The sequence below is a fragment of the Erythrobacter sanguineus genome (genome assembly GCF_900143235.1).
Taxonomy (GTDB): domain Bacteria; phylum Pseudomonadota; class Alphaproteobacteria; order Sphingomonadales; family Sphingomonadaceae; genus Erythrobacter; species Erythrobacter sanguineus.
Map to the genome: position 1 here is coordinate 236,514 of NZ_FRDF01000001.1, position 21,213 is coordinate 257,726.

Consider the following 21,213-nt stretch of genomic DNA (forward strand, 5'->3'; position numbering starts at 1 on the left):
TAGTCTACCGATGAGCACCGAGCCTTCCCGCCCCGAACCCGCCAGACTTGCCCGTCTTTCGATGAGCCTTCCGGCCGAGCTGTTCCGCCAGCTCGACGTGATGGTCGAGGAACGCGGATTGCCGTCGCGTTCGCAGCTGATCGCCGAACTGATCCGCCATGCGCTGGCCGAGCATGAGGCGCTGACCCGTCCTGAAGACATGCTGGCAGGCACTGTCACCATCGTCTACGCCGGCGGCGGCGGGCGGGTTCGTCAGCAACTGGCTGAAACACAATCTGATTACCTGAAAGAGGTGATCTCCTCGCAGCACGTGTTCCTAGAACAGGACCAGTCACTGGAAGTGTTGCTGGTGCAGGGCCCGGCGGTGCGGCTGAAGCAGCTTTGTGATGCATTGCGCACCATCCGCGGCGTGCAGGAATTGCAGCTGGTCACCACCACCGCGCTGCTGCCGCCGCTGCACGAGCAAGACGGGCCCGACGAGACCGCCGGACGGGAGGCCGCCGAATGAGCCAGACACCCTCTGCTCAAGTTCTGGGCGATCCGAAGGCCGCGCGCGACCATGCCCGTGCGCAAGGGGGAACCCGTGTCGATGCAATGCCGATCCTTCCGCCTGCCGCCGATGATCTGCCCGATGGCGTCGCGCCTGCCGATCTGCTGTGGGAAGAAACCATCGCGCCTGGCGGCTATGCCTCGCGCCGGATTGCGCGCGGCACGCGCCTGCGCCTGATCGACACGCGCGGCGATGCCTGTGCCAGCCTCAACATCTTCAACGCAGAATTGCCGACCGAACGGCTCAATGTTGCCGACACCGTGAAGGTTCAGTGGAACGCCTATCTCGGTGTCGGCAAACTGCTGCTGTCGGATATGGGGCGGGTGATGATGAGCATCCTTGCCGATGATGCCGAAACCCATGATGCCTTCTGCGGCACCTCCAATGCCGCGACCAACGCCGCGAAATACGGGGAAGGGCGCAACAGCGGGGATTATCCCAACGGGCGCGACCGGCTGATCCTTGGCGCAGCGAAGCACGGATTGACCCGGCGCGATGTCCATCCGTGCGTCAACCTGTTCAAGGGCACCCGGATCGAAGCCGATGGCGCGATCGCACCGATCATCGGCCCCTTCGCGCCGGGACGCGCGCTGACCTTGCGCGCCGAGATGGATGTGATCGTGGCGATCGCCAATTGCCCCCATGTGCGCGATCCGCGCCCCGAATGGCACTCGACACCCTTGCGCGCCACCGCATGGCGCGGCGCTCTCACCCCCGAACAAGACACGCTGCGCAACGCCACGCCAGAAGGGCAGCGCGCTTTCCTCAATGTCGAAGACTATTACCGCCGCTGAGCAGGAAGCATTCATAGCAATGACTGAAGACCCGGCCCTCTCCGGCCTTTCCGAACGCATCGTCCATGACGAAATCGTCCCCGCCCGCGCGCCGTGGCTGCACCATGTTGCGGCCGGGCAGACGCTCAGGATCGTCGATGTCGAAGGCAATCAGGCGGTTGATTTCCTGATCTATGCCGCCGCCGACGATGCCGAGCGTTACTCGGCGCAGGACACCGTGGCGGCACAGGGCAACCTGTTCCTGCGCACTGGCACAGTGCTGCTGTCGAACGAAGGCCGCCCGATGATGACCATCACCGGCAGCGCGGTCGAATATCATGACACCATCGGCGGCGCGTGCTCGTGCGAATCCAATACTTTGCGTTATGGCCATCACACCAAGTCGCAGCACGCCTGCGTTGAAAACTTCCTCGAAGCCAACCTGTGGGAAGGCCGCGGAAAGCGCGACATGGTGCCCAACATCAACTTCTTCATGAACGTGCCGGTCGAGGATGACGGGACGCTGGGCATTGTCGACGGGATTTCCGCGCCCGGCCTGACGGTCGATCTGCGCGCCGAAATGGATGTGATCGTGGTGGTTTCCAACTGCCCGCAGATCAACAATCCCTGCAACGCCTTCAACCCCACGCCCGTGCGCATGATCGTCGCCGCATGAACTTTGACACGGTTCTGGTGGCGAACCGGGGCGCGATCGCCACCCGGATCATCCGCACGTGCAAGCGGATGGGATTGCGTGTCGTGGCGGTCTATTCCGAGGCAGATGCAGGATCGCTTCATGTGGCGCAGGCCGATGCGGCGGTGTGCATCGGCCCCGCGCCTGCAGCCGAAAGCTATCTGAACGTGCCTGCGATCCTGAAAGCCGCGAAGGACACCGGCGCAGGCGCGATCCATCCGGGCTATGGCTTCCTTGCCGAAAACGCCGAATTCGCCGAAGCCTGCGCGGCCGCCGGGATCGCCTTTATCGGCCCGACGCCCGACAATATCCGCACCTTCGGTCTCAAGCATTCCGCCCGCGCTCTGGCTGCGGCGCATGACCTGCCGCTTGCCCCCGGCACCGGTCTGCTGACCGGCGAAGACGAAGCCGCCGAGGCCGCCGCGAGGATCGGCTATCCGGTGATGCTCAAGGCGACAGCGGGCGGCGGCGGGATCGGGATGCGGATCTGCGGCGATGAAGCTTCGGTGCGCGAAGGCTTTGCCACCGTGGTGCGGCAGGGCGAGGCGAGTTTCGGCGATGCAGGCGTGTTCCTTGAACGTTACATCGCCAACGCCCGCCATATCGAGGTGCAAATCTTCGGCGACGGCAAGGGCCGCGTCATGCCGCTGGGGGAACGCGACTGTTCGCTGCAGCGCCGCAACCAGAAGGTGGTGGAGGAAGCGCCAGCGCCCTGCCTCGCCGACACCAAGCGCGGCGAGTTGATCGCGGCGGCGGTGCGGCTGGGCGAGGCGGCGGGGTATCTTTCCGCCGGAACGGTGGAATTCCTGTTCGATGCCGACCGGGCGGAATTCTTCTTCCTTGAAATGAACACAAGGCTGCAGGTCGAACACGGCGTCACCGAGGAAGTGATGGGGATCGATCTGGTCGAATGGATGATCCGCGGCGCGGGCGGCGATTTTGCCTTCCTCGATGCGCCAGCGCCCACGCCAAAGGGCCATGCGGTGCAGGTGCGGCTCTATGCCGAAGACCCGGCGCTGGACTACCGTCCGACCACCGGCACGCTCACCAATGTCGTCTTCCCCGGCGATATTCGCGCCGAGACATGGGTGATGGCAGGCACCAACGTGAGCGCGTGGTACGATCCCATGCTCGCCAAGCTGATCACTTATGCCGCAACGCGCGAAGATGCGATTGCCGCCATGCAGAATGCGCTGGCCGCCAGCCGAATCGACGGGATCGAGACCAACCTGCGCTGGCTGCGCGATGTGCTGCGCGAGGAACGCTTCATCAGCGGCGCGGTGACCACGCGGCTGCTCGCCGGCGTGGCACATGGGCCAGCCAGCATCCGTGTGATTTCTGGTGGCACCTCTACCACGGTGCAGGATTGGCCCGGACGGCTGGGCCTGTGGGACGTCGGCGTGCCGCCTTCGGGGCCGATGGATGATCGCTCGCTTAGGCTCGGCAACCTGCTGCTCGGCAACCCCGAAGGGACCGCCGGGCTGGAGATCACCGCCAGCGGGCCAAGCCTGCTGTTCGAAAGCGCCGCACGCATCTGTCTGACCGGCGCGGATTTCGGCGCGAAGCTCGATGGTCAGCCTGTCGCGCTCGGCCAGCCACTCGATATCGCGGCGGGACAGACGCTCACCATGGGCAGAGTCTCGGGGGGCGGGATGCGCGGATACATCCTGTTTGCGGGCGGGCTGGACATTCCGGCCTATCTCGGCAGCGCCAGCACCTTTACCCTCGGGCAGTTTGGCGGCCATGCGGCGCGGGCGCTGGTGGCGGGCGATGTGCTGCATCTGGGGCAGGCGGAAACGGCCACGCGTGCGGTGGCCGAAAGCCTGCCCGAGATGGGCAAAAGCTGGGAGATGCGCGTCCTTTACGGCCCCCACGGCGCGCCTGATTTCTTCACGCCCGATGATATCGCCCGCTTCCTCGAGGCAGAATGGCAGGTGCATTACAATTCCAACCGCACCGGCGTGCGGCTGGTCGGCCCCAAGCCCGAATGGGCGCGGCGTGACGGGGGCGAGGCGGGGCTGCATCCCTCGAACATCCACGACAATCCCTATGCCATCGGCGCGGTGGATTTTACCGGCGACATGCCGATCATCCTCGGGCCGGACGGGCCTTCGCTGGGTGGGTTTGTGTGTCCCTTTACCGTGATTGCCGCAGACCGCTGGATGATCGGCCAGCTTGCGCCCGATGACCGGGTGCGGTTCGTGCCGGTCCGCATTGATGACGCCATTACGGCAGACGCCGCCCCGCTGACAGTCGCCCCCGCGCCGACCCCGGCCCGCGCAATCGCCGACCTCTCGCCGATCCTCGCGGAGTTTGCCGCCGATGGTGCGCGCCCGCGCACCACCTATCGTCAGCAGGGCGACTGCAACATTCTGGTCGAGTATGGCGACATCGTGCTGGATATCGAGCTTCGCATCCGCGTCCATGCGCTGATGCAGGCGCTGGAGGATATGGCGCTCCCCGGCGTGATCGACATCACCCCCGGCATCCGCTCGCTGCAACTGCATTTCGATGGCAAGGTGCTCGATCAACCCCGTGCGCTGGCAGCCTTGATGCAGGCCGAGGCGGCGATGGGCGATCTCGATGACTTCACGATTCCCTCGCGCATCGTCCATCTGCCGCTGAGCTGGCGCGATCCGGCGATCACCGAGACCATCGAAAAATACATGGCCGCCGTGCGCAAGGATGCGCCGTGGTGCCCGGATAATATCGAATTCATCCGCCGCATCAACGGCCTGGCGGATAGCGACGCGGTGGAAAGCCTGATCTTCGATGCGAGCTACCTCGTGCTCGGGCTGGGCGACGTTTACCTTGGCGCACCGGTCGCCACCCCGGTCGATCCGCGCCACCGGCTGGTGACCACCAAATACAACCCGGCGCGCACCTGGACTCCGCCCAATGTGGTCGGGATCGGCGGAGCCTATATGTGCATCTACGGGATGGAGGGGCCGGGCGGCTACCAGCTGTTCGGGCGCACCATTCAGGTGTGGAACACCCACCGCCAGACCGACGCCTTCGTCGATGGCAAGCCGTGGCTGTTGCGGTTCTTCGACCAGATCCGTTTCTACCCGGTGTCGGCAGAGGAACTGGCCGACTGGCGGCGCGATTTCCCCAATGGCAGGCGCTCGATCCGGGTCGAGGACAGCACCTTCCGGCTGGCCGATTACCGCGCCTTCCTTGCCGAAAACGCCGACAGCATCACCGCCTTCGAAACCACGCGTCAGGCCGCCTTCGATGCCGAGCGCGCCGCGTGGGAGGCTAGCGGCGAATTCGACCGGGTCAGCGACCTCCTCGCCGAAGAAGCGCCCCTCGCAGCGGCGGCGATCGACATCCCCGAAGGCGCCGACCTCATCGAAGCGCCCTTTGGCGGGTCGGTGTGGAAGCTGCTGGTCGGCCCCGGCGACGAAGTGGAAGCAGGCGACGTGATTGCGGTGATCGAGGCGATGAAGATGGAATGCCCCTTCGAAAGCCCCACCAGCGGCACCATTGCCGCGCTCTACATCACAGAGCGCCAGTCGCTTCAGCCCGGCGCGCCGATGCTGGCCTTGCGGAGAGCGCCATGACCGCGCCCGAACGGCTTTCCGCCAGCGCCATTGCCGCTGCCGTCAACGCAGGCGAAACCAGCGCCGTGGCGGTGATCGAGGACACGCTCGCACGCCTTGCCGCCTATGACGCGGTGCAGCCGCAAGTGTGGATCAGCCGCGAAAAGCCGCAAGCCCTGCTGGCAGCCGCGCGCGCTATCGATGCGCGCGTGGGCGCAGGCGAGCACCTGCCGCTGGCGGGTGTGCCGTTTGCCGCGAAGGACAATATCGACGTGGCAGGCTTTGCCACAACCGCCGCCTGCCCCGATTTTGCCTATCAGCCCGAACAATCGGCCGGGGTGATCGAACGGCTGGAGAGCGCCGGCGCGATCTGTATCGGCAAGACCAATCTCGATCAGTTCGCTACCGGCCTTGTCGGCACCCGCAGCCCCTATGGCATCCCGCGCAATGCCTCCAACCTCGCCTTTGTCAGCGGCGGTTCCAGTTCCGGCTCGGCGGTTGCGGTGGCGGCGGGGCTGGTCGCTTTCGCGCTCGGCACCGATACGGCGGGATCGGGGCGCGTGCCCGCCGCCTTCAATCACCTTGTCGGATTGAAGCCCAGCAAGGGCCGCTGGAGCACGCGCGGGCTGGTGCCTGCCTGCCGCAGCATCGACTGCATCACCGTGTTCACCGACCGCCTCGCCGATGCGCGGCTGGTCGATAGCGTGGTGGCGGGCTTCGACGCCGCCGACCCGTTCTCGCGCCTGCTTGCCGATGTGCCGATCACCGGCAAGCGCATCGGCGTGCCCCGGCCCGATCAGCGCGTGTTCTTCGGCGACCTCCAAGCGGAGGAACTCTACACCCGCGCGCTCGGCGTGCTGGCTGAAAGTGCCGAACTGGTCGAGGTGGACATCACCCCGCTGCTCGAAGCCGCGCAATTGCTTTATGGCGGCCCGTGGGTGGCAGAGCGCACCGCCGCGATCGAAACCTTGCTGCGGGAAGCCCCCGAAGCGATTGATCCCGTCGTTCGCAGCGTGGTCGAACCGGGGATGGATATCAGCGCGGTCGAGGTCTGGAACGGCATCTACCGCCTCGCCGAGCTGGCCCGCCATGCCGAGGCTTTGTGGCAGGATGTCGATGCGCTCGCCTTTCCCACCACCGGCACCACCTACCGTGTTGCCGAACTGGCCGCTGCGCCCGTCGCGCTCAACAGCAATCTGGGGCGCTACACCAATTTCGTGAACCTGCTCGACATGGTGGCGGTCGCCGTCCCGGCGGGGGCGCGCACCAATGGCACCGGTTTCGGCATCACCCTGATCGGCCCGGCACATAGCGACCTTGCGCTGATCGCCATGGCCGAAGCCTACCTTGACGCCGCAGCTTTACCAGCCTTGCCCCCGCTCGATACCGGAGATCACATGGACAAAATCAAACTCGCTGTCGTCGGCGCGCATCTTGAAGGCATGCCGCTGCACTGGCAGCTGACCAGCCGCGAGGCGACATTCGTCGGTGCCTTCACCACTGCGCCGACCTATCGCCTTTATGCCATGGCCGATTCCGTTCCGCCCAAGCCTGCACTGGTGCACAGCCCCGACGGGGCAGCCATCGCGATCGAGGTCTATGAACTGGGCATGGCAGCGTTCGGCAGCTTCGTCGCCGAAGTGCCGCCGCCGCTTGCCATCGGCACGGTCACGCTGGAAGACGGCACCAGTGTGAAGGGTTTCGTCGCCGAACCGCGCGCGCTTGAGGGGGCGGAGGATATCACCCACCTCGGCGGCTGGCGGGCCTATATCGGGGGGCTGTAATTGCCGGAATTCGCCGCGCCTTGCCTGTGCCGCCAGCGGAGATCGCAGCCGTGAATACGCCTGCGCCCGAAGCTCTGCTGGCGTGGCTGCGCGAGAGCGACGAAACGTCGCACGCGCAGGCGCTTGCGCAGCTGCTGGAAGATCACACCGCGCTTGCCCGCGCCAAGGATGCAGCCGAGGCGGCGAACGAGGCCAAGACCCGTTTTCTCGCCAGCGTCAGCCACGAAATCCGCTCGCCGCTCAACGCGATCTACGGCTATGCGCAGCTGCTTGAACGCGGCGAAGGGCGCGATGCGGTGAAGGCGGGCAAGGTGATCCGCCGCAGCGCCGAACATCTTTCCAATCTGGTCGAAGGGCTGCTCGATATCGCGCAGGTCGAAAGCGGTTCATTGAAGCTGGCACGTGACACGATCCGTTTGCCGGCTTTTCTCGAACAGCTGATCGACATGTTTGCACCCCAGGCGGCGATGAAGGGGCTGGCGCTCCGGCTGGAGGTGCCGCCGACCCTGCCCGAATTCGTCCGCACCGATCCCAAGCGGCTGCGACAGGTGCTGATCAACCTGCTGTCCAACGCGATCAAGTTCACCGACCATGGCGAAGTTACGCTCAAGGTGCATTACCGCAACGAGCTGGCGACCTTCGAAGTAACGGATAGCGGCATCGGTATTGCACCAGCGGATATTGCCCGCATCCTGCTGCCGTTCGAACGCGCCGGTGGCGTCTCTGCCGAGCGTGCCGGAATTGGGCTGGGGCTGGCGATCACGCAGGCGCTGGTGCATATCATGGGCGGCGAAATGCGGGTGGAGAGCCAGCCGGGCGAAGGCTCGCGCTTCATCGTGCGGCTGATGCTGTCGCAGCCGCTGTCGCCGCCGACCGATCTTCCCGCATCCGGCGGCACCAATTTCTACCTCGGGCGTGAACGCAAGCTGCTGCTGATCGATGATGATTCCGCGCATCGTGATCTGCTGCGAGGCCTGCTTGAGCCGCGCGGCTTCCGGGTCTTCACCGCCGCGGATGGGGCGCAAGGTCTGGTGCTGGCGGGCGAGGTGCAGCCCGATCTCGTCCTGCTCGATGTTTCCATGCCGGCGATGACCGGCTGGGAAATTGCCGCAAAGCTGCGCGAACGCCACGGCCCGATGCTCAGGATCGTGATGCTGTCGGGTGAGACTGCCGGTTCCGGGCCGCCCGGACGGACGGGGCCAGCCAATGATGTATTTATCATGAAGCCATTTGATTTCAACATTCTGCTTGACGTTATCAGCGAACAGCTCGGGCTTGAATGGCCGCAGGCCGGATCTACGGCTGCGACCGGAGAGCCAACGGCGCGAACCGGCCTGCCGGCGCTGATGGCATGCGAGGCGCAGCCCCATCTTGCCGAGATCGAGCGTCTGGTGCGGATCGGCCATGTGCGCGCGATCGAGGCCCGGATCGATGCGATCGCGGCGCTCGGGCCGCAGGCGGCAGGATTGGCAGACGAAATGCGCCAGCGCCTTGATGCCTTTGACCTCAAGGCGCTGGCAACCCTTGCCAGGGCAGGGCAGGGCGATGACCGGACGGAGACCGGAGCATGAGTTCGCGTGACCGCATCCTGGTGGTTGACGACAATCCGGAATCGCTGCGGTTCCTGGTCGATACGCTCGAAGCAGAAGGCATGGACGTGCTGATTGCGCGTAGCGGCGAAGCGACGCTCGGGTTGCTGGCGGAGGCTGCGCCCGATCTAATCCTGATGGATGCGCTGATGCCCGGCATGAGCGGACTGGAGACCACCCGCCAGATCAAGCACAACCCGGCGACCGGGCATATCCCGGTAATTTTCATGACCGGGCTGACCGATCCCGAACATGTCGTCGCCGCGCTTGAAACGGGCGGGGTGGATTATGTCCGCAAGCCGGTGGTGGTCGATGAATTGCTGGCGCGCATCCGGGTGCATCTCGCCAATGCCCGCGCGTCCTACCGTTCGCGCCTCGCGCTGGGGCGGGCGGGGCGCAGCCTTGCCGCGGTCGGTCGCCGGGGCGGACTGATCTGGTGCACGCCGCAGGCCGAGAGCCTGTTCCAGCGGATCGATCCGGCGTGGCAAATCGACAGTGCGGCGCTGCCCGCCGCGCTCGCAGCGTCGGTGCTGCGGCTGCTGGCAGAGACCGGCCCGAACGCGGCGGTGCAGGTGGTGGCGGCAGGGCTGGAACTGGAGGTTGCCCTTGCCGAGAGCGACCGGCCGGACGAGACATTGTTCAAGATCACCGAGGTCGGCGAAGCATCGAAGGTGGATCTGCTGCAGGCCCAGACCGGCCTCACCCGGCGCGAGACGGAGGTGCTGTTGTGGGTCAGTTATGGCAAGACCAACCGCACTGTCAGCGAGATTCTCGGGATCAGTCCGCGGACGGTGAACAAGCATCTTGAACAGGTGTTTCGCAAGCTCGGCGTCGAAACCCGCGCTGCTGCGACCGCCATTGCGGTGCGATATCTTTCCGAATGAAAGCGGGCGGGTTCTGCACAGGTGCGTGCGGCCCTACGTCATTCGGCCACTTCCTCGGCAAATGGGCCGCAGATAACGAACTTTATGACAGTCCTGTCAGCAGCATTTTTGTCCACACGGCGCCCATCGATCTGTTGATGCAACAAAGTGTCGGCAATTGACGCTTTTTTGACGGTTCGGCCAATCGACCGAAACAATCACATCGGGGCAACGCGAGGCACGAACAGCAGCTTCAGGAATGCGGCGTGGCTGGGGCGACGGGTGGTCATGACCGCTGAAGCAATAGCAGCCGGGGACGTCGTACCCGGTTGAGCCTCGATACCGGGGCAAGACAACAGACGTGAACCAATGATCGGAGTGCGCAATGCCCGGAGTGCAAGTCGGAAATCGGATCATCGGGGCTGATTCCCCCGTTACGGTCGGCTGGGAAAACATCGGCCGGGTCGAAGGCGGGCCGATCAAGCAGTTTGTGTTCACCCACTTCCAGCCGGCGGTGCTGTTTGGCCTGATTGCCTTCTGGTACTATGCGCCCAACGAATGGGCGCTGGCCTCGATCGGGATCGCCATCGGGCTGTGTTTCAAGGTCCTGCTGCTGGGGCTGGAATGGGTCAACCCGCGCTATCGCAGCTGGCAGCTGACCTGGAAAGAATTCGCGACCGACGTGTTCTATGTCGGCATGGGCTATACGCTGCTCAGGATGGTCGATGCCTATATCGGCGACGGCGTGATCATCGCCGCAGTCCAGGGCGCGTTCGACTGGAGCAAATTTTCGTGGTTCACCGGTCTGCCGCTGCTGATGCAGGCGGTGCTGATCTCGATGATCTTCGATTTCGGCCAGTACTGGATGCACCGCGGAATGCACAACTGGTATCCGCTGTGGCTGACCCACGCACCGCACCACTACATCACCCAGCTCAACATCAACAAGGGCGCGGTCGGCAATCCGGTGGAACTGTTCCTGATCGGGCTTGGGATCGGCGGGTTCTTCGACTTCCTGCCGCGCGCCTTCCTGCTGGCCGGCGCGTTCGGCATGGCGGTGGGAACCTACCAGCACATCAACGTGCGTTTCAACACGCCGCGCTGGTGGCGGTTCATCTTCAACACCACCGAACATCACAGCGTCCACCATTCGCAGGACTACGAGGCGACCCGCAGCAATTATTCGGGCACGTGGATCATCTGGGATCGCATTTTCGGCACCTGTGTCGATGGCGAGGCTGAGCTGTTGGGCATGGAAGGCGGCCGCCGGATGGATATCCGCGAAACTATGGTCTTCCCGTTTGTCGAAGGTTACAAGTCGATCAGGGCGTGGATGCGCGGCGGGGTCGAATTGCCCGAAGGTGTCGTGCGCGAGGCGGAACCGGCGGAGTGAGGGTCTCCCTCCTCCGGCAGGCAAGCGACGCGTGAACCTTCATTTCCCCTATATCGACCGGATCTGGCGGGCCAGAGGCGAGCTCCCGCTTGACGAGGCGCTGAGCCCGGACGAGGCCTTTGCCCGGATCGAGCCTTTGCTCCAGGCGCCCGGAACCGACTATGCGGTCGATGGCGACACCTTGGCCTATTCCAAGCGCAATCCCGCTGCGCAGGACAAGCTTGCCACTTTCACCAGCGGCACGCTGCGGATCAGCCAACAGGACAATGGCAGGTCGTTATTGTCCTTCAACGTGTCGAGCGCTGCACTGCTGCTGGTCTTTCTCGCACCCTTGCTGTTTCTCGGTTTTGCGCAGGCGATGGTGACGATCAACGGCTGGGAACAGGCCAACACCGAGGCCGCGCAGCCGGATAAGAAGAAAGAGGAAAAGCCCAAGGTCAAAGCCGAGCTCCATCCGCTCGACAAGCTGCTTGGCGCTCCTGAGCCTGAAGATCCGGCGAAAAAGAAGGAAAAGGACAAGGGCAAGAAGAAGGAGAAGTTCTCTCCTACGCGTGCCTATGTGCTGGCGGGCCTGTTTTTCGTGATCTATCTGGTCGGCCGCGTGCTTGAACCGTGGCTGCTCAAACGGACCTTGCGCGCCGCGCTCGCCAGAAGGCCGGACGAATCGGCAGTAGCCGATGGCGAAGAGATGGTCGCCTTGGGAGCCAACTTCACGCAGGGCGACGCGCGTTAGCGATCCGGCTGTGAAGCGGGCTGGCAAATAGTGCCGCCCTGTGAAGATCTCCAGTATCTGATTGGCTTATGAAATATAAATGATTCTCGTCATCAATCCCTATGGGATTCGAGGCGATGAAGGCCGTTATAGTCATAAGTCAAATGGCGCATAGCAGGAAAAACATGAAAGTCGCATCAACGTGAAAGAGGCATTGCACATCAGGGGAACCGTGCATTTGTTTTCTGGGAACCTGCGCGATTAAAGACGTGGGGCCGCTGATAAAAGGGGAGGGCTGTATTCACCCACTTTTCGGGGGCATTGATGAACATTTCCAAGAACGTATTGATCCGGCGCGCCTTGCTTTCGACCACGCTGCTGTCTGGTGTTGTAGGCCTTGCGCCGGCGAGTGCGGATGATGATGTGACAGCCGCAATCCTGGCGTCCAGTGCGGCGGCCGAGGACGCGGTCGATGGCCCCGATGAAGAAGCGATTGTCGTCACCGGATCGCGCCTGCGCCGTGATTCCAACCTTGATTCCCCTTCGCCAGTCGTCAGCATCTCCTCCGAGGCTTTCCGCGGTGAGCAGGAAGTTGCCGATGCCCTGCGCACCATCCCGGCGCTTTCGGCCTCGATCAGTTCGGCGCAGTCGGTTGCTCCGGGCGAAAATGATTCAGGCGGAGCAATCGGCACGGCGACGCTCAACCTGCGCGGTCTGGGCGCGGAACGCACGCTGGTGCTGGTCAACGGACGCCGCCATGTTGCGGGCGTGGCCGAGACATCGGTGGTCGATATCAACACCATTCCCGCCTCGCTGATCAAGGAAGTCGAAGTCCTCACCGGCGGCGCCTCGGCGATCTATGGCGCGGACGCGGTTACCGGCGTGGTGAACTTCATCCTCGATCGCGAATTCGACGGGCTTGAGCTGGGCTTGACCGGCAGCTTGTCCGACAATGGCGACGGGCTCAATTTCGATAGCTATGTGAAGTTCGGCAAGAACTTCGCCGATGGCCGCGGCAATGTCACTCTGGTGGGCGAATACAGCCGCGATGATGGCTTGCGCTTTGGCGACCGGGCGCAGTTCCGCGATGGTAACATCGCTTCCAACGGGCCCAACCCCGCATTGCGGTTCCAGCGCGGCGACCTGGGGACGGACACCCCTAATTTCAGCAATTTCTTCAATGTCGGCAACGGATTCTTTCCCTATGGCTTTGTCATCCCGACCCCGGGCAGCTCGCGCTTCAATGCGATCTTCCCCACCGGAACGACGCCTACAGGATCCGAACAGGCGCTGATCGACCGTGCGCTGGCAGCCCCCACCCGCCTGATCGGATCGCAATACCAGTTCTCGATCACTTCGGCGGGCGGGATCATCATTCCGGGCAATTTTGCCGATCCCTTCTCCGACATCGACGGCAACGGCCAAAGCGATTGCACCGAGAGCTTCGTCGGCTTCAACGGCCTGTTCGATTACAATGGCTTCGGCGCGGTCGGCGGATGCTACATTGCGACGGAAACCGGCATTGAAGTGATCGATGACGGCCTTATCGCCAGCAACTTCAATTCGTTCGGCGGCGACGGGGTCATCTTCGACAATAATGGCTTCCTGATCCCTCAGACCGACCGTTACGGCATCAACCTGCTGAGCGATTTCGACATCAACGACAATCTCAACGCCTATTTCGAAGGCAAATATTTCCGCCAAGAAACCACCTTCGGGAGCAACCAGAACTCATTCTACGACTTGCTGACCATCGCTCCGGACAACCCCTTCATCCCTGATGTGCTGCGGCCGATTTCCGATGCTTCGGGCGGTCTGTTCATCACCCGCGACCCGACCGATCTTGGTGCCAATATCGATACCAACATCTCCGAGACGTTCCGTTTCGTTGGCGGATTGAAGGGTTCCCTTTCGGACGAGATCGACTTTGATGTCTCGGCCAACTGGGGCCGCTACGACCTCAAGTCGATCAACCGCAATAACGTGCTGTATGACCGGTTCCTCGCCGCGATCGATGTGACTAGCGATGCGCAGGGCAATCCCGTGTGCCGCAGCGAGCTTGATCCGACGGTGCGCTCGCCCTCCACGCCGTTTGGCATCCCGACTGGCGAGTTTGGCTATCTCACCTTCGTTCCGGGACAGGGCCAGTGCAGCCCGGCCAATCTTTTCGGGGTGGGTTCGATCAGCCCGGAAGCGGTGAATTTCATCACCACCACCACCGTCAACACCTTCCGCACCGAGCTGTTCGAGATTCACGCGCTGGTCAGCGGGGACACTTCGGCCTTCTTCAATCTGCCCTATGACAACATCCAGTTCGCGTTCGGCGCCGAATATCGCGAGGAAAAAAGTCGTTCCGGTTTCGATCCACTGGTGCGCGGCATTCTGCCGGTCACCACGGCGGATGGCACCGCGGGCCAGTTTGTCGGCGATGCGCCGGGCTTCAACGGGCAAGGCTTCTCGCAGACCTCGCTCGGCACCCCGCCGGATGGCTTCTTCCAGAATTCGGGCGGCAAATATGACGTCGTCGATATTTTCGGCGAAATCGGCACCACGCTGATCCAGGATGTGCCCTTGATCAACGAGTTGCGGCTTGAACTGGCCGGGCGTTTCTCAGACTACAGCACGATCGGATCGGTCTTCACCTACGCGGTGAATGGCTTCTGGTCGCCGATCGAGGATCTGCGCATCCGCGGCACCTATTCGCGGGCGGTGCGCGCGCCGAATATCTCGGAACTCTTCGCGCCGGCGCAGGCCGCGTTCTTCCGTCCGTTCGATCCGTGCGACCAGACCGAGATCGACCGGCTGCAGGCTGACGGGTTCGCCAATATTGCGAACCGCATCGCCAATTGCCGAGCGGACGGCATTCCCGAAGGGTTCTCCGATCCGCTCAGCGCGCGTTTTGCCGGGACGATTTCAGGCAATACCGACCTGCGCGAGGAAACGGCTGACACCTATACCGTGGGCGTGGTGTTGCAGCCGCGCTTCATCCCCGGCCTCGCGTTCACGGCAGATTATTACAACATCGGGATCGAGGATGCGATCAGCACGATCGCGGCGCAGGACGTGGTCGACAACTGCTATGATAGCACCGCCTTCCCGAATGATTTCTGCGGCAGCTTCACCCGCAACCGCGATGCGACCTCGGCGCAGTTCCTCGGGTTCAACTCGCTCAACCTGACGACCATCAACTTCGTGCGGATCGAAACCGCCGGGGTCGATGCCTCGCTGTCCTATCGGACCAATATCGGCAATCACCGTCTTGGCCTGAGCGCGACGGCATCGTGGGTCGACAAGATCGATTTCTTCTTCGATCCGACCGATTCGACCCGGATCGATCCCGAATTGGGTGAAATTCAGCGGCCTGAATGGTCGGGCCGGGCCACGGCGACCTACGGTATCGGCGATTTCAATCTCAATTACACCGTCACCTATCTTGGCTCGATGGGCCTGCGAGGGGTGGAGATCGAGACCCTCGCCGCTCAGTTTGGCCCGGCAGGCCTGACCGGCGAGACCTGGACCCACAATATCGGGGCGAACCACAGCTTCCCCGATCTCGGGCTCGAGGTGTTCGGCGGGATCAACAATCTGTCCGACGTGAAGCCGTTCATCACCGAACGCGCCTATCCGGCCAGCCCGATTGGCCGTTCGTTCTTCCTGGGTGTGCGCTGGACATTGTAACAGCGCCTCCCCCGGCCGGATTGCCTGTCTTCTCGCGTGGACAGGCCCCGGCCGGGGACTGCCCGCGGCCGACTGTGCGCACTTGCGCCGGATTGCCGTGTTGCAATTCCCGCTCATTCCCTGTTCAAACGCGGCCATGCATGACCTGCCGCGAAGCTGCCCTGATCCGGCGGCCCGGTTTGAACAGAGAAAGAATGCCTTCATGAAAACCCGCAAGCCTGCCCCCGTTCTGTCCTCCGTCTCGGCCGCCGCGCTGTTGGCGGGATTGACCACCCTTTCGGGCGGCGTCTGGGCCGAACCTGCCCACGCGCAAAGCGCGGCGATGGCGCAAGGCACCGGCTATTTCGCTGCCGACAGCGACCTGCCGTTCCTCGCGCCCGATTTCACGAAGATCAGCGAAGATGACTATATCCCCGCCTTCGAGCAGGGCATGGCAATCGAGAAGGCCGAAGTCGCCGCGATCATCGCCAATCCGCAAGGCCCGACATTTGAAAACACCATTGTTGCGCTTGAAAAAACAGGCCGGATGCTGGGCCGGGTCGCGCGGGTATTCTTTGCCCTGACCGGCGCTAACACCACCGACGGGCTGGACGCGATCGACACCGAAATCAGCCCGAAACTTTCGGCCCATGCGGATTCGATCGATCTCGATCCGGCGCTGTTTGCGCGGGTCAAGGCGGTGTATGACAGTCGCGAAAGCCTGGGCCTGTCGGTCGAGGAAACCCGGTTGCTTGAAGAACGGTATGACCAGATGGTTCATGCCGGGGCGCTGCTGACCGAGGCCGAGCGTGAGCAGGTGAAGGCGATCAACGGCGAATTGTCGACGCTCACCACCGAATTCAGCCAGAGGGTACGGGCCGCCACCAACGGGCAGCCGCTGATCGTTGATACCGCCGCTGAACTGGCGGGGCTGTCCGATGCCGATGTCAAGGCCGCCGCCGATCTTGCCGCGCAAAAGGGCTTCCCCGGCAAATATGCCATCGCGCTGCAGAACACGACCCAGCAGCCGCTGCTGCCTGCCCTTGAAAACCGCACCACCCGCGAGGCGCTGTTCAAGCTCAGCTATAACCGCGCCGACGGGGTTGACCCGCAATATGACACGCGCATGCTGGCCGCCCGGATCGCGGCCCTGCGCAGTGCAAAGGCGGCGTTGTTCGGTCAGCCGGACTGGGCCAGCTACGCGATGTATGACCGGATGGCCAGGAAGCCGGAAACCGCGCTGAATTTCATGCAGCAGATGGTTCCCTCGCTTGCTGAAACCCAGCGGCGCGAGGCAGCCATGCTGACAGCTGCGATTGCAGAGGACGGCGGTGATTATGCGGTCAGGCCGTGGGACTGGTATCGCTACGCCAATCGCATCAAGGCCGAACGCTACGACCTCGATGAAGATGCGGTGATGCAGTATTTTCAGCTCGACAAGGTGCTGGAGGATGGCGTGTTCCATGCCGCCAACAAGCTTTACGGCCTTTCTTTCGAGCGCCGCAGCGACATCCCCGTCTATCACCCCGATGTGTGGGTCTATACCGTGTTCGATGCCGACGGATCGGAGCTTGGCCTGTTCTATTTCGATCCGTTTCAGCGCCCGTCAAAGCGTGGCGGCGCGTGGATGAGCAACTTTGTCGATCAGAGCGACATGTGGGGCACCAAGCCGGTGATCTACAACGTGCTCAACATTCCCAAGGCCGCGCCGGGCGAGGTGCAACTGGTCAGCTTTGATGATGTGAACACCACCTTCCACGAATTCGGCCACGCGCTGCATGGCTTATTTGCCGACCAGAAGTTCGAAAGCCTTTCCGGCACCGCGACGGCGCGCGACTTCGTGGAATATCCCAGCCAGGTCAATGAGATGTGGGCGACCGATCCCGCTGTGCTGCAGAACTATGCGAGGCACTACAAGACCGGCGAGACCATCCCGATGGCGATGGTCGAAAAGATCGAAGCTGCGTCAAAGTTCAACCAGGGCTATGATTTCGGCGAAGTGGTGGCCGCTGCGCTGCTCGACATGAAATGGGCCGCGCTGACGCCGGAAGCCGCCGCCGCAATCGATACGCCGGAAAAGGTCGATGCCTTCGAACGCAAGGCGCTGGAGGAGCTGGGGCTGGAAGTCGATCTGGTGCCGCCGCGTTATCGTTCGACCTATTTCAACCACATCTTCAGCGATCCGGCGGGCTATTCGGCGGGCTATTACAGCTATTTGTGGACTGAAATGCTCGACCGTGACAGCCGCAAATGGTTCCATGAAAACGGCGGGCTGACCCGCGCCAACGGCGATCACTATCGCGCCACCGTCCTCAGCCGCGGCGGAACGATGGACTATTTCGAAATGTTCGAAAATTTCGCCGGTCGTGCGCCCGATGTGCAGCCGATGCTGGAAGCGCGCGGGCTGGCCGGAGGTGGGGCCGAGGGCGAAGGCGATTAAACCGGCGCGGGGCCGGGGCTGGGACTAGTTTTCGGGTCCCAGCTCCGGATCAAGATCGCGCGGGCGGGCGAAATGCACCATCTCGGCGCAGTAGCGCTTCAATTGCGACCAATGTTCGATGTCGCATTCGAGCACGGCATAGGCAGCGGTCGGGAACTTGACCACGGCCTCCTTGAACAAGGCGTTTTCCTTGCCCGGGGCGACCAGTTCCAGCAGCACGTCCTGCAGGCCGGGATTGTGGCCTGAAATCAGAATTGCGTCGGCCTCCTCCGCGCCGCTTTCGGCATGAGCCTCAATCGTTTCGATGATGGTGTCATAGCTGGCCAGATAAAGCTTCTGGTCGAATTCCGGGCTCATTTCGGGCAGTGCGGCTTCAAGCGTCAGCTTGACCCGCACCGCTGGGCTGGCGATCAGCTTGTCCCAAGCGATGCCGTGCGCGCGGATATGCTTGCCGATCAGGCGTGCGCCCTTGCGCCCGCGGGCGTTCAGTCCCCGATCGAAATCACGCTGGCTGGTATCGTCCCAGTCGGACTTGGCGTGGCGCAGGAGACCCAGGATTTTCACGGTAGCAAGGCTCCTTGCGCGGGGAGGGATTGCGTGCCTCCAACACCAGCCGCGACGCGTTGTAAAGCCTGTTCGAGCGTCAGGCGCACAACCGGAGTGCCGGGCGGAAAGGCGGACAGCAACCGGCTGGGAAAAGCAGGGGAGAGGACGACGAAATGACCCGCATCATCCTTGCTGCGGATCAGCCGCCCAAAAGCCTGGGCGAGCTTGGCGCGGATGATGCGATCATCATACTGGCTCCCGCCACCTGCCAGACGGCGCGCCTTGTGCAGAATGTCGGGGCGGGGCCAGGGCACCTGCTCCAGCACCACGCAGCGCAGGGAATGGCCTGGAACGTCCACCCCGTCGCGCAGGGCATCGGTGCCAAGCAGGCTGGCACGCGGATCATCGCGGAAAATATCCACCAGCGTGCCGGTATCGATCGGATCAACATGCTGGGCATAGACCGGCAGTCCTGCCCGGGCGAGCCGGTCGGCAATGCGGCCATAGACTGCGCGCAGACGCCGGATCGCGGTGAACAGGCCGAGCACGCCGCCGCCCGACGCCTCGATCAGCCGCGCGTAAGCCCCGGCCAGCGCGGGCAGATCACCCTTGGCGATATCGGTGACGATCAGCACCTCGGCGCGGGCGGCGTAATCGAACGGGCTGGTCGCCGCCGAAAGCAGCGGTGTGCTTTCGATATGCGCCGCGCCTGATCGGGCAATCGCGCTGGCCCACTGGGCATCAGCCGTTGCGGCTTCGGTGCTGCGGTCAGTCAGGGTCGCGCTGGTCAGCAGCACGCCGTGCGCGGGTTCCAGCACCACGCGGGCAAACGGCTTCATCGGGTCAAGCCAGCGCCGGTGGATCGCCACATCGAATTCGCGCGCATCGGATCGGTCGACCGCGAGCCAGTCGACGAATTCGGGGTCGACCGGGCCGCCGAGCCGGACAAGCAGGGCTTCCCACGCCGCAATCAGATCGATCCGCCACGCCAGCGCAAACCGCGCGCCTTCGATCCGGGCGCGGCCCTGGCTGTCGAGCCAGTCGGGCGGATCGGCGAGGATCGCCTCCAGCCGTCCGCCCAGCCGGATCAATGGCACCCGGATGCTGGCCAGCGCTTCGGTAGCGGCCCCGGCGGCCTCGATCACTTCTCCGGGGAGCCCCGAAGCTTCAGTCTCGATGCCATAGCCTGCATCAATCCCGCCGCTTTCGTCGCGGGCATAGGTCGCTGCGCGCGCGGCCGCCAGCAGCGCCTCCACGGGGCCCAAGGGCGCATTTTCGGCGATCCGCTGGAGCCAGCCGTCGGAAGGGAGTTGCTGCCCGGCCCGGCAGGCGGCGGCAATCGCCTCGGCCCCGGCTTCATCGTAACTGGCCACGTCCGCAAGTCTGGCGGCGAGACCGCGCCTGCGCCCGCGTGCCTCGCGTTCCGGCCCGATGATCCAGCGCCGCAATTCGATCGCTTCCTGTCCCGAAAGCGTGGCGGCGAAGGTCGAATCCGCCGCGTCGAACACGTGGTGGCCTTCGTCAAAGATCAGCCGGGTCGGGCGCTGGGCGGGGTCTCTTGCCCGTGCCGCATTGACCATCACCAGCGCGTGATTGGCGATGACGAGATCGGCCTGCGCGCTGTCCCTTGCCGCGCGTTCGATGAAGCATTTGCGATAATGCGGGCACCCGGCATAGATGCATTCGCCCCGCTGATCGGTCAGCGCCGCGATCCCGCGCTTGCGGAACAGGGTGCCAAGCCAGCCGGGCAAGTCGCCCCCCACCATGTCGCCATCGCGGGTATAGGCGCCCCAGCGTGCGACCAACTGCGCAAGAATTGCCGCGCGCCCGGCAAACCCGCCTTGCAGCGCATCCTCCAGATTGAGCAGGCACAGGTAATTCTCCCGCCCCTTGCGCACCACCACCGGGGGGGTACCGTCGGCGCGTCTGGCCGGCCATGCCCGCCGGCTTTCGGCGCGCAATTGGCGTTGCAGGTTCTTGGTGAAGGTCGACACCCACACCGTTCCACCGCTTTGCTCTGCCCACAGCGAGGCGGGCGCAAGATAGCCCAGCGTCTTGCCGATTCCCGTTCCCGCCTGTGCTAGGGCGAGATGCGGGTTGGCCTCTTTCGGGCGCGGGGCGAAGATGCGGGCGACGTCCTGTGCATAGGCGCGCTGGCCTTCGCGGCTCTCGGCACCTTCGCCGGTAAGGCGGGCAAGCTGTGCCTGCACTGCTTCATCCATCAGATCGACGGAACGCGGAGCGGGGCGTTCATTGGCTTCCTCCCATTCGGGCAAGCGGGAAAACAGCCAGCGTTCGGCGCGTTCCGGCTTGGCGATATGGGGCTTCAGCACCTGCGCCCACGGCCAGCGCAGCCGTTCCAGTGATTGCAGCGCGCTCCATGCCCCTTCGCGCTCGAACCATTCGGGATCCTGCACTGCCGCGATCAGCGCACCTGCCGCAAGCTGAAGCAGTTCGGGCACCGCCTCGTCGCCTTGGGGAAGCGGCAGGCCCAGCGCTTCGGCAAGCCCGCGCGGGGTCGGCACGCAGAACCGCGCGGGGTGCACGAAGGCAAAGACTTCCAGCAGATCGAGGCCGGACAGATCGGGATAGCCCAGCCGGCTCGCCACGAGCGGCGCGTTGATCAGTAGCACCGGGGTATCGGCGGCGGCCATGATCGCATCGCCTTTG

General features: G+C 63.8%; 13 protein-coding genes. 11 read left to right on the forward strand and 2 right to left on the reverse strand.

The window, feature by feature from the left end; genetic code table 11:
* Positions 1–10 precede the first annotated feature (10 nt).
* From BUA05_RS01140 to BUA05_RS01190, 11 genes are all read left to right on the forward strand, one after another.
* Entirely contained in the window at positions 11–508 is a 498-nt protein-coding gene (locus BUA05_RS01140) for a CopG family ribbon-helix-helix protein (RefSeq protein WP_072672821.1), read from the forward strand.
* Entirely contained in the window at positions 505–1,344 is an 840-nt protein-coding gene (locus BUA05_RS01145; protein WP_072672822.1) for an urea amidolyase associated protein UAAP1, read from the forward strand. The genes BUA05_RS01140 and BUA05_RS01145 overlap by 4 nt, the downstream gene beginning before the upstream one ends.
* Positions 1,345–1,363: 19 nt before the next feature.
* Positions 1,364–1,999: an urea amidolyase associated protein UAAP2 gene (locus tag BUA05_RS01150; RefSeq protein ID WP_072672823.1), complete on the forward strand. Its 636-nt coding sequence runs from the start codon at positions 1,364–1,366 to the stop codon at positions 1,997–1,999.
* A complete protein-coding gene (uca, locus tag BUA05_RS01155; RefSeq protein WP_072672824.1) occupies positions 1,996–5,580 on the forward strand; it encodes an urea carboxylase in 3,585 nt (1,194 codons plus the stop codon). Before BUA05_RS01150 ends, uca begins: the two co-directional genes overlap by 4 nt.
* Complete coding sequence (gene atzF / locus BUA05_RS01160) at positions 5,577–7,343, forward strand: allophanate hydrolase (protein WP_072672825.1); 1,767 nt, start codon at positions 5,577–5,579, stop codon at positions 7,341–7,343. Before uca ends, atzF begins: the two co-directional genes overlap by 4 nt.
* Positions 7,344–7,393: 50 nt before the next feature.
* Positions 7,394–8,914, forward strand: a complete 1,521-nt coding sequence (locus BUA05_RS01165) for an ATP-binding response regulator (protein WP_143150223.1) — start codon at positions 7,394–7,396, stop codon at positions 8,912–8,914.
* Positions 8,911–9,816, forward strand: a complete 906-nt coding sequence (locus tag BUA05_RS01170) for a response regulator transcription factor (protein WP_072672827.1) — start codon at positions 8,911–8,913, stop codon at positions 9,814–9,816. Before BUA05_RS01165 ends, BUA05_RS01170 begins: the two co-directional genes overlap by 4 nt.
* A 364-nt stretch (positions 9,817–10,180) precedes the next feature.
* Positions 10,181–11,188 carry a sterol desaturase family protein gene (locus BUA05_RS01175; RefSeq protein WP_072672828.1) on the forward strand — a complete coding sequence of 336 codons (1,008 nt, stop codon included), beginning with the start codon at positions 10,181–10,183 and terminating at the stop codon, positions 11,186–11,188.
* 31 nt (positions 11,189–11,219) lie between these two features.
* On the forward strand, positions 11,220–11,921 hold the full coding sequence (locus tag BUA05_RS01180; protein ID WP_072672829.1) for a hypothetical protein: 702 nt from the start codon (positions 11,220–11,222) through the stop codon (positions 11,919–11,921).
* A gap of 303 nt (positions 11,922–12,224) precedes the next feature.
* A complete protein-coding gene (locus tag BUA05_RS01185) occupies positions 12,225–15,578 on the forward strand; it encodes a TonB-dependent receptor domain-containing protein (protein WP_072672830.1) in 3,354 nt (1,117 codons plus the stop codon).
* Between the two features lie 322 nt (positions 15,579–15,900).
* Positions 15,901–17,997 (forward strand): M3 family metallopeptidase, encoded by a 2,097-nt coding sequence (locus tag BUA05_RS01190; RefSeq protein WP_425429502.1) that lies wholly within the window; start codon positions 15,901–15,903, stop codon positions 17,995–17,997.
* Positions 17,998–18,021: 24 nt separating this feature from the next.
* Here the strand turns inward: BUA05_RS01190 and BUA05_RS01195 are convergent, their stop codons facing one another.
* Both BUA05_RS01195 and BUA05_RS01200 read right to left on the reverse strand, forming a co-directional pair.
* Positions 18,022–18,561, reverse strand: coding sequence for a SixA phosphatase family protein (locus BUA05_RS01195; RefSeq protein ID WP_072672831.1), 540 nt, complete (start codon positions 18,559–18,561; stop codon positions 18,022–18,024).
* On the reverse strand, positions 18,558–21,197 hold the full coding sequence (locus tag BUA05_RS01200) for an ATP-dependent DNA helicase (protein ID WP_245790038.1): 2,640 nt from the start codon (positions 21,195–21,197) through the stop codon (positions 18,558–18,560). The genes BUA05_RS01195 and BUA05_RS01200 overlap by 4 nt, the downstream gene beginning before the upstream one ends.
* Positions 21,198–21,213: the final 16 nt, after the last annotated feature.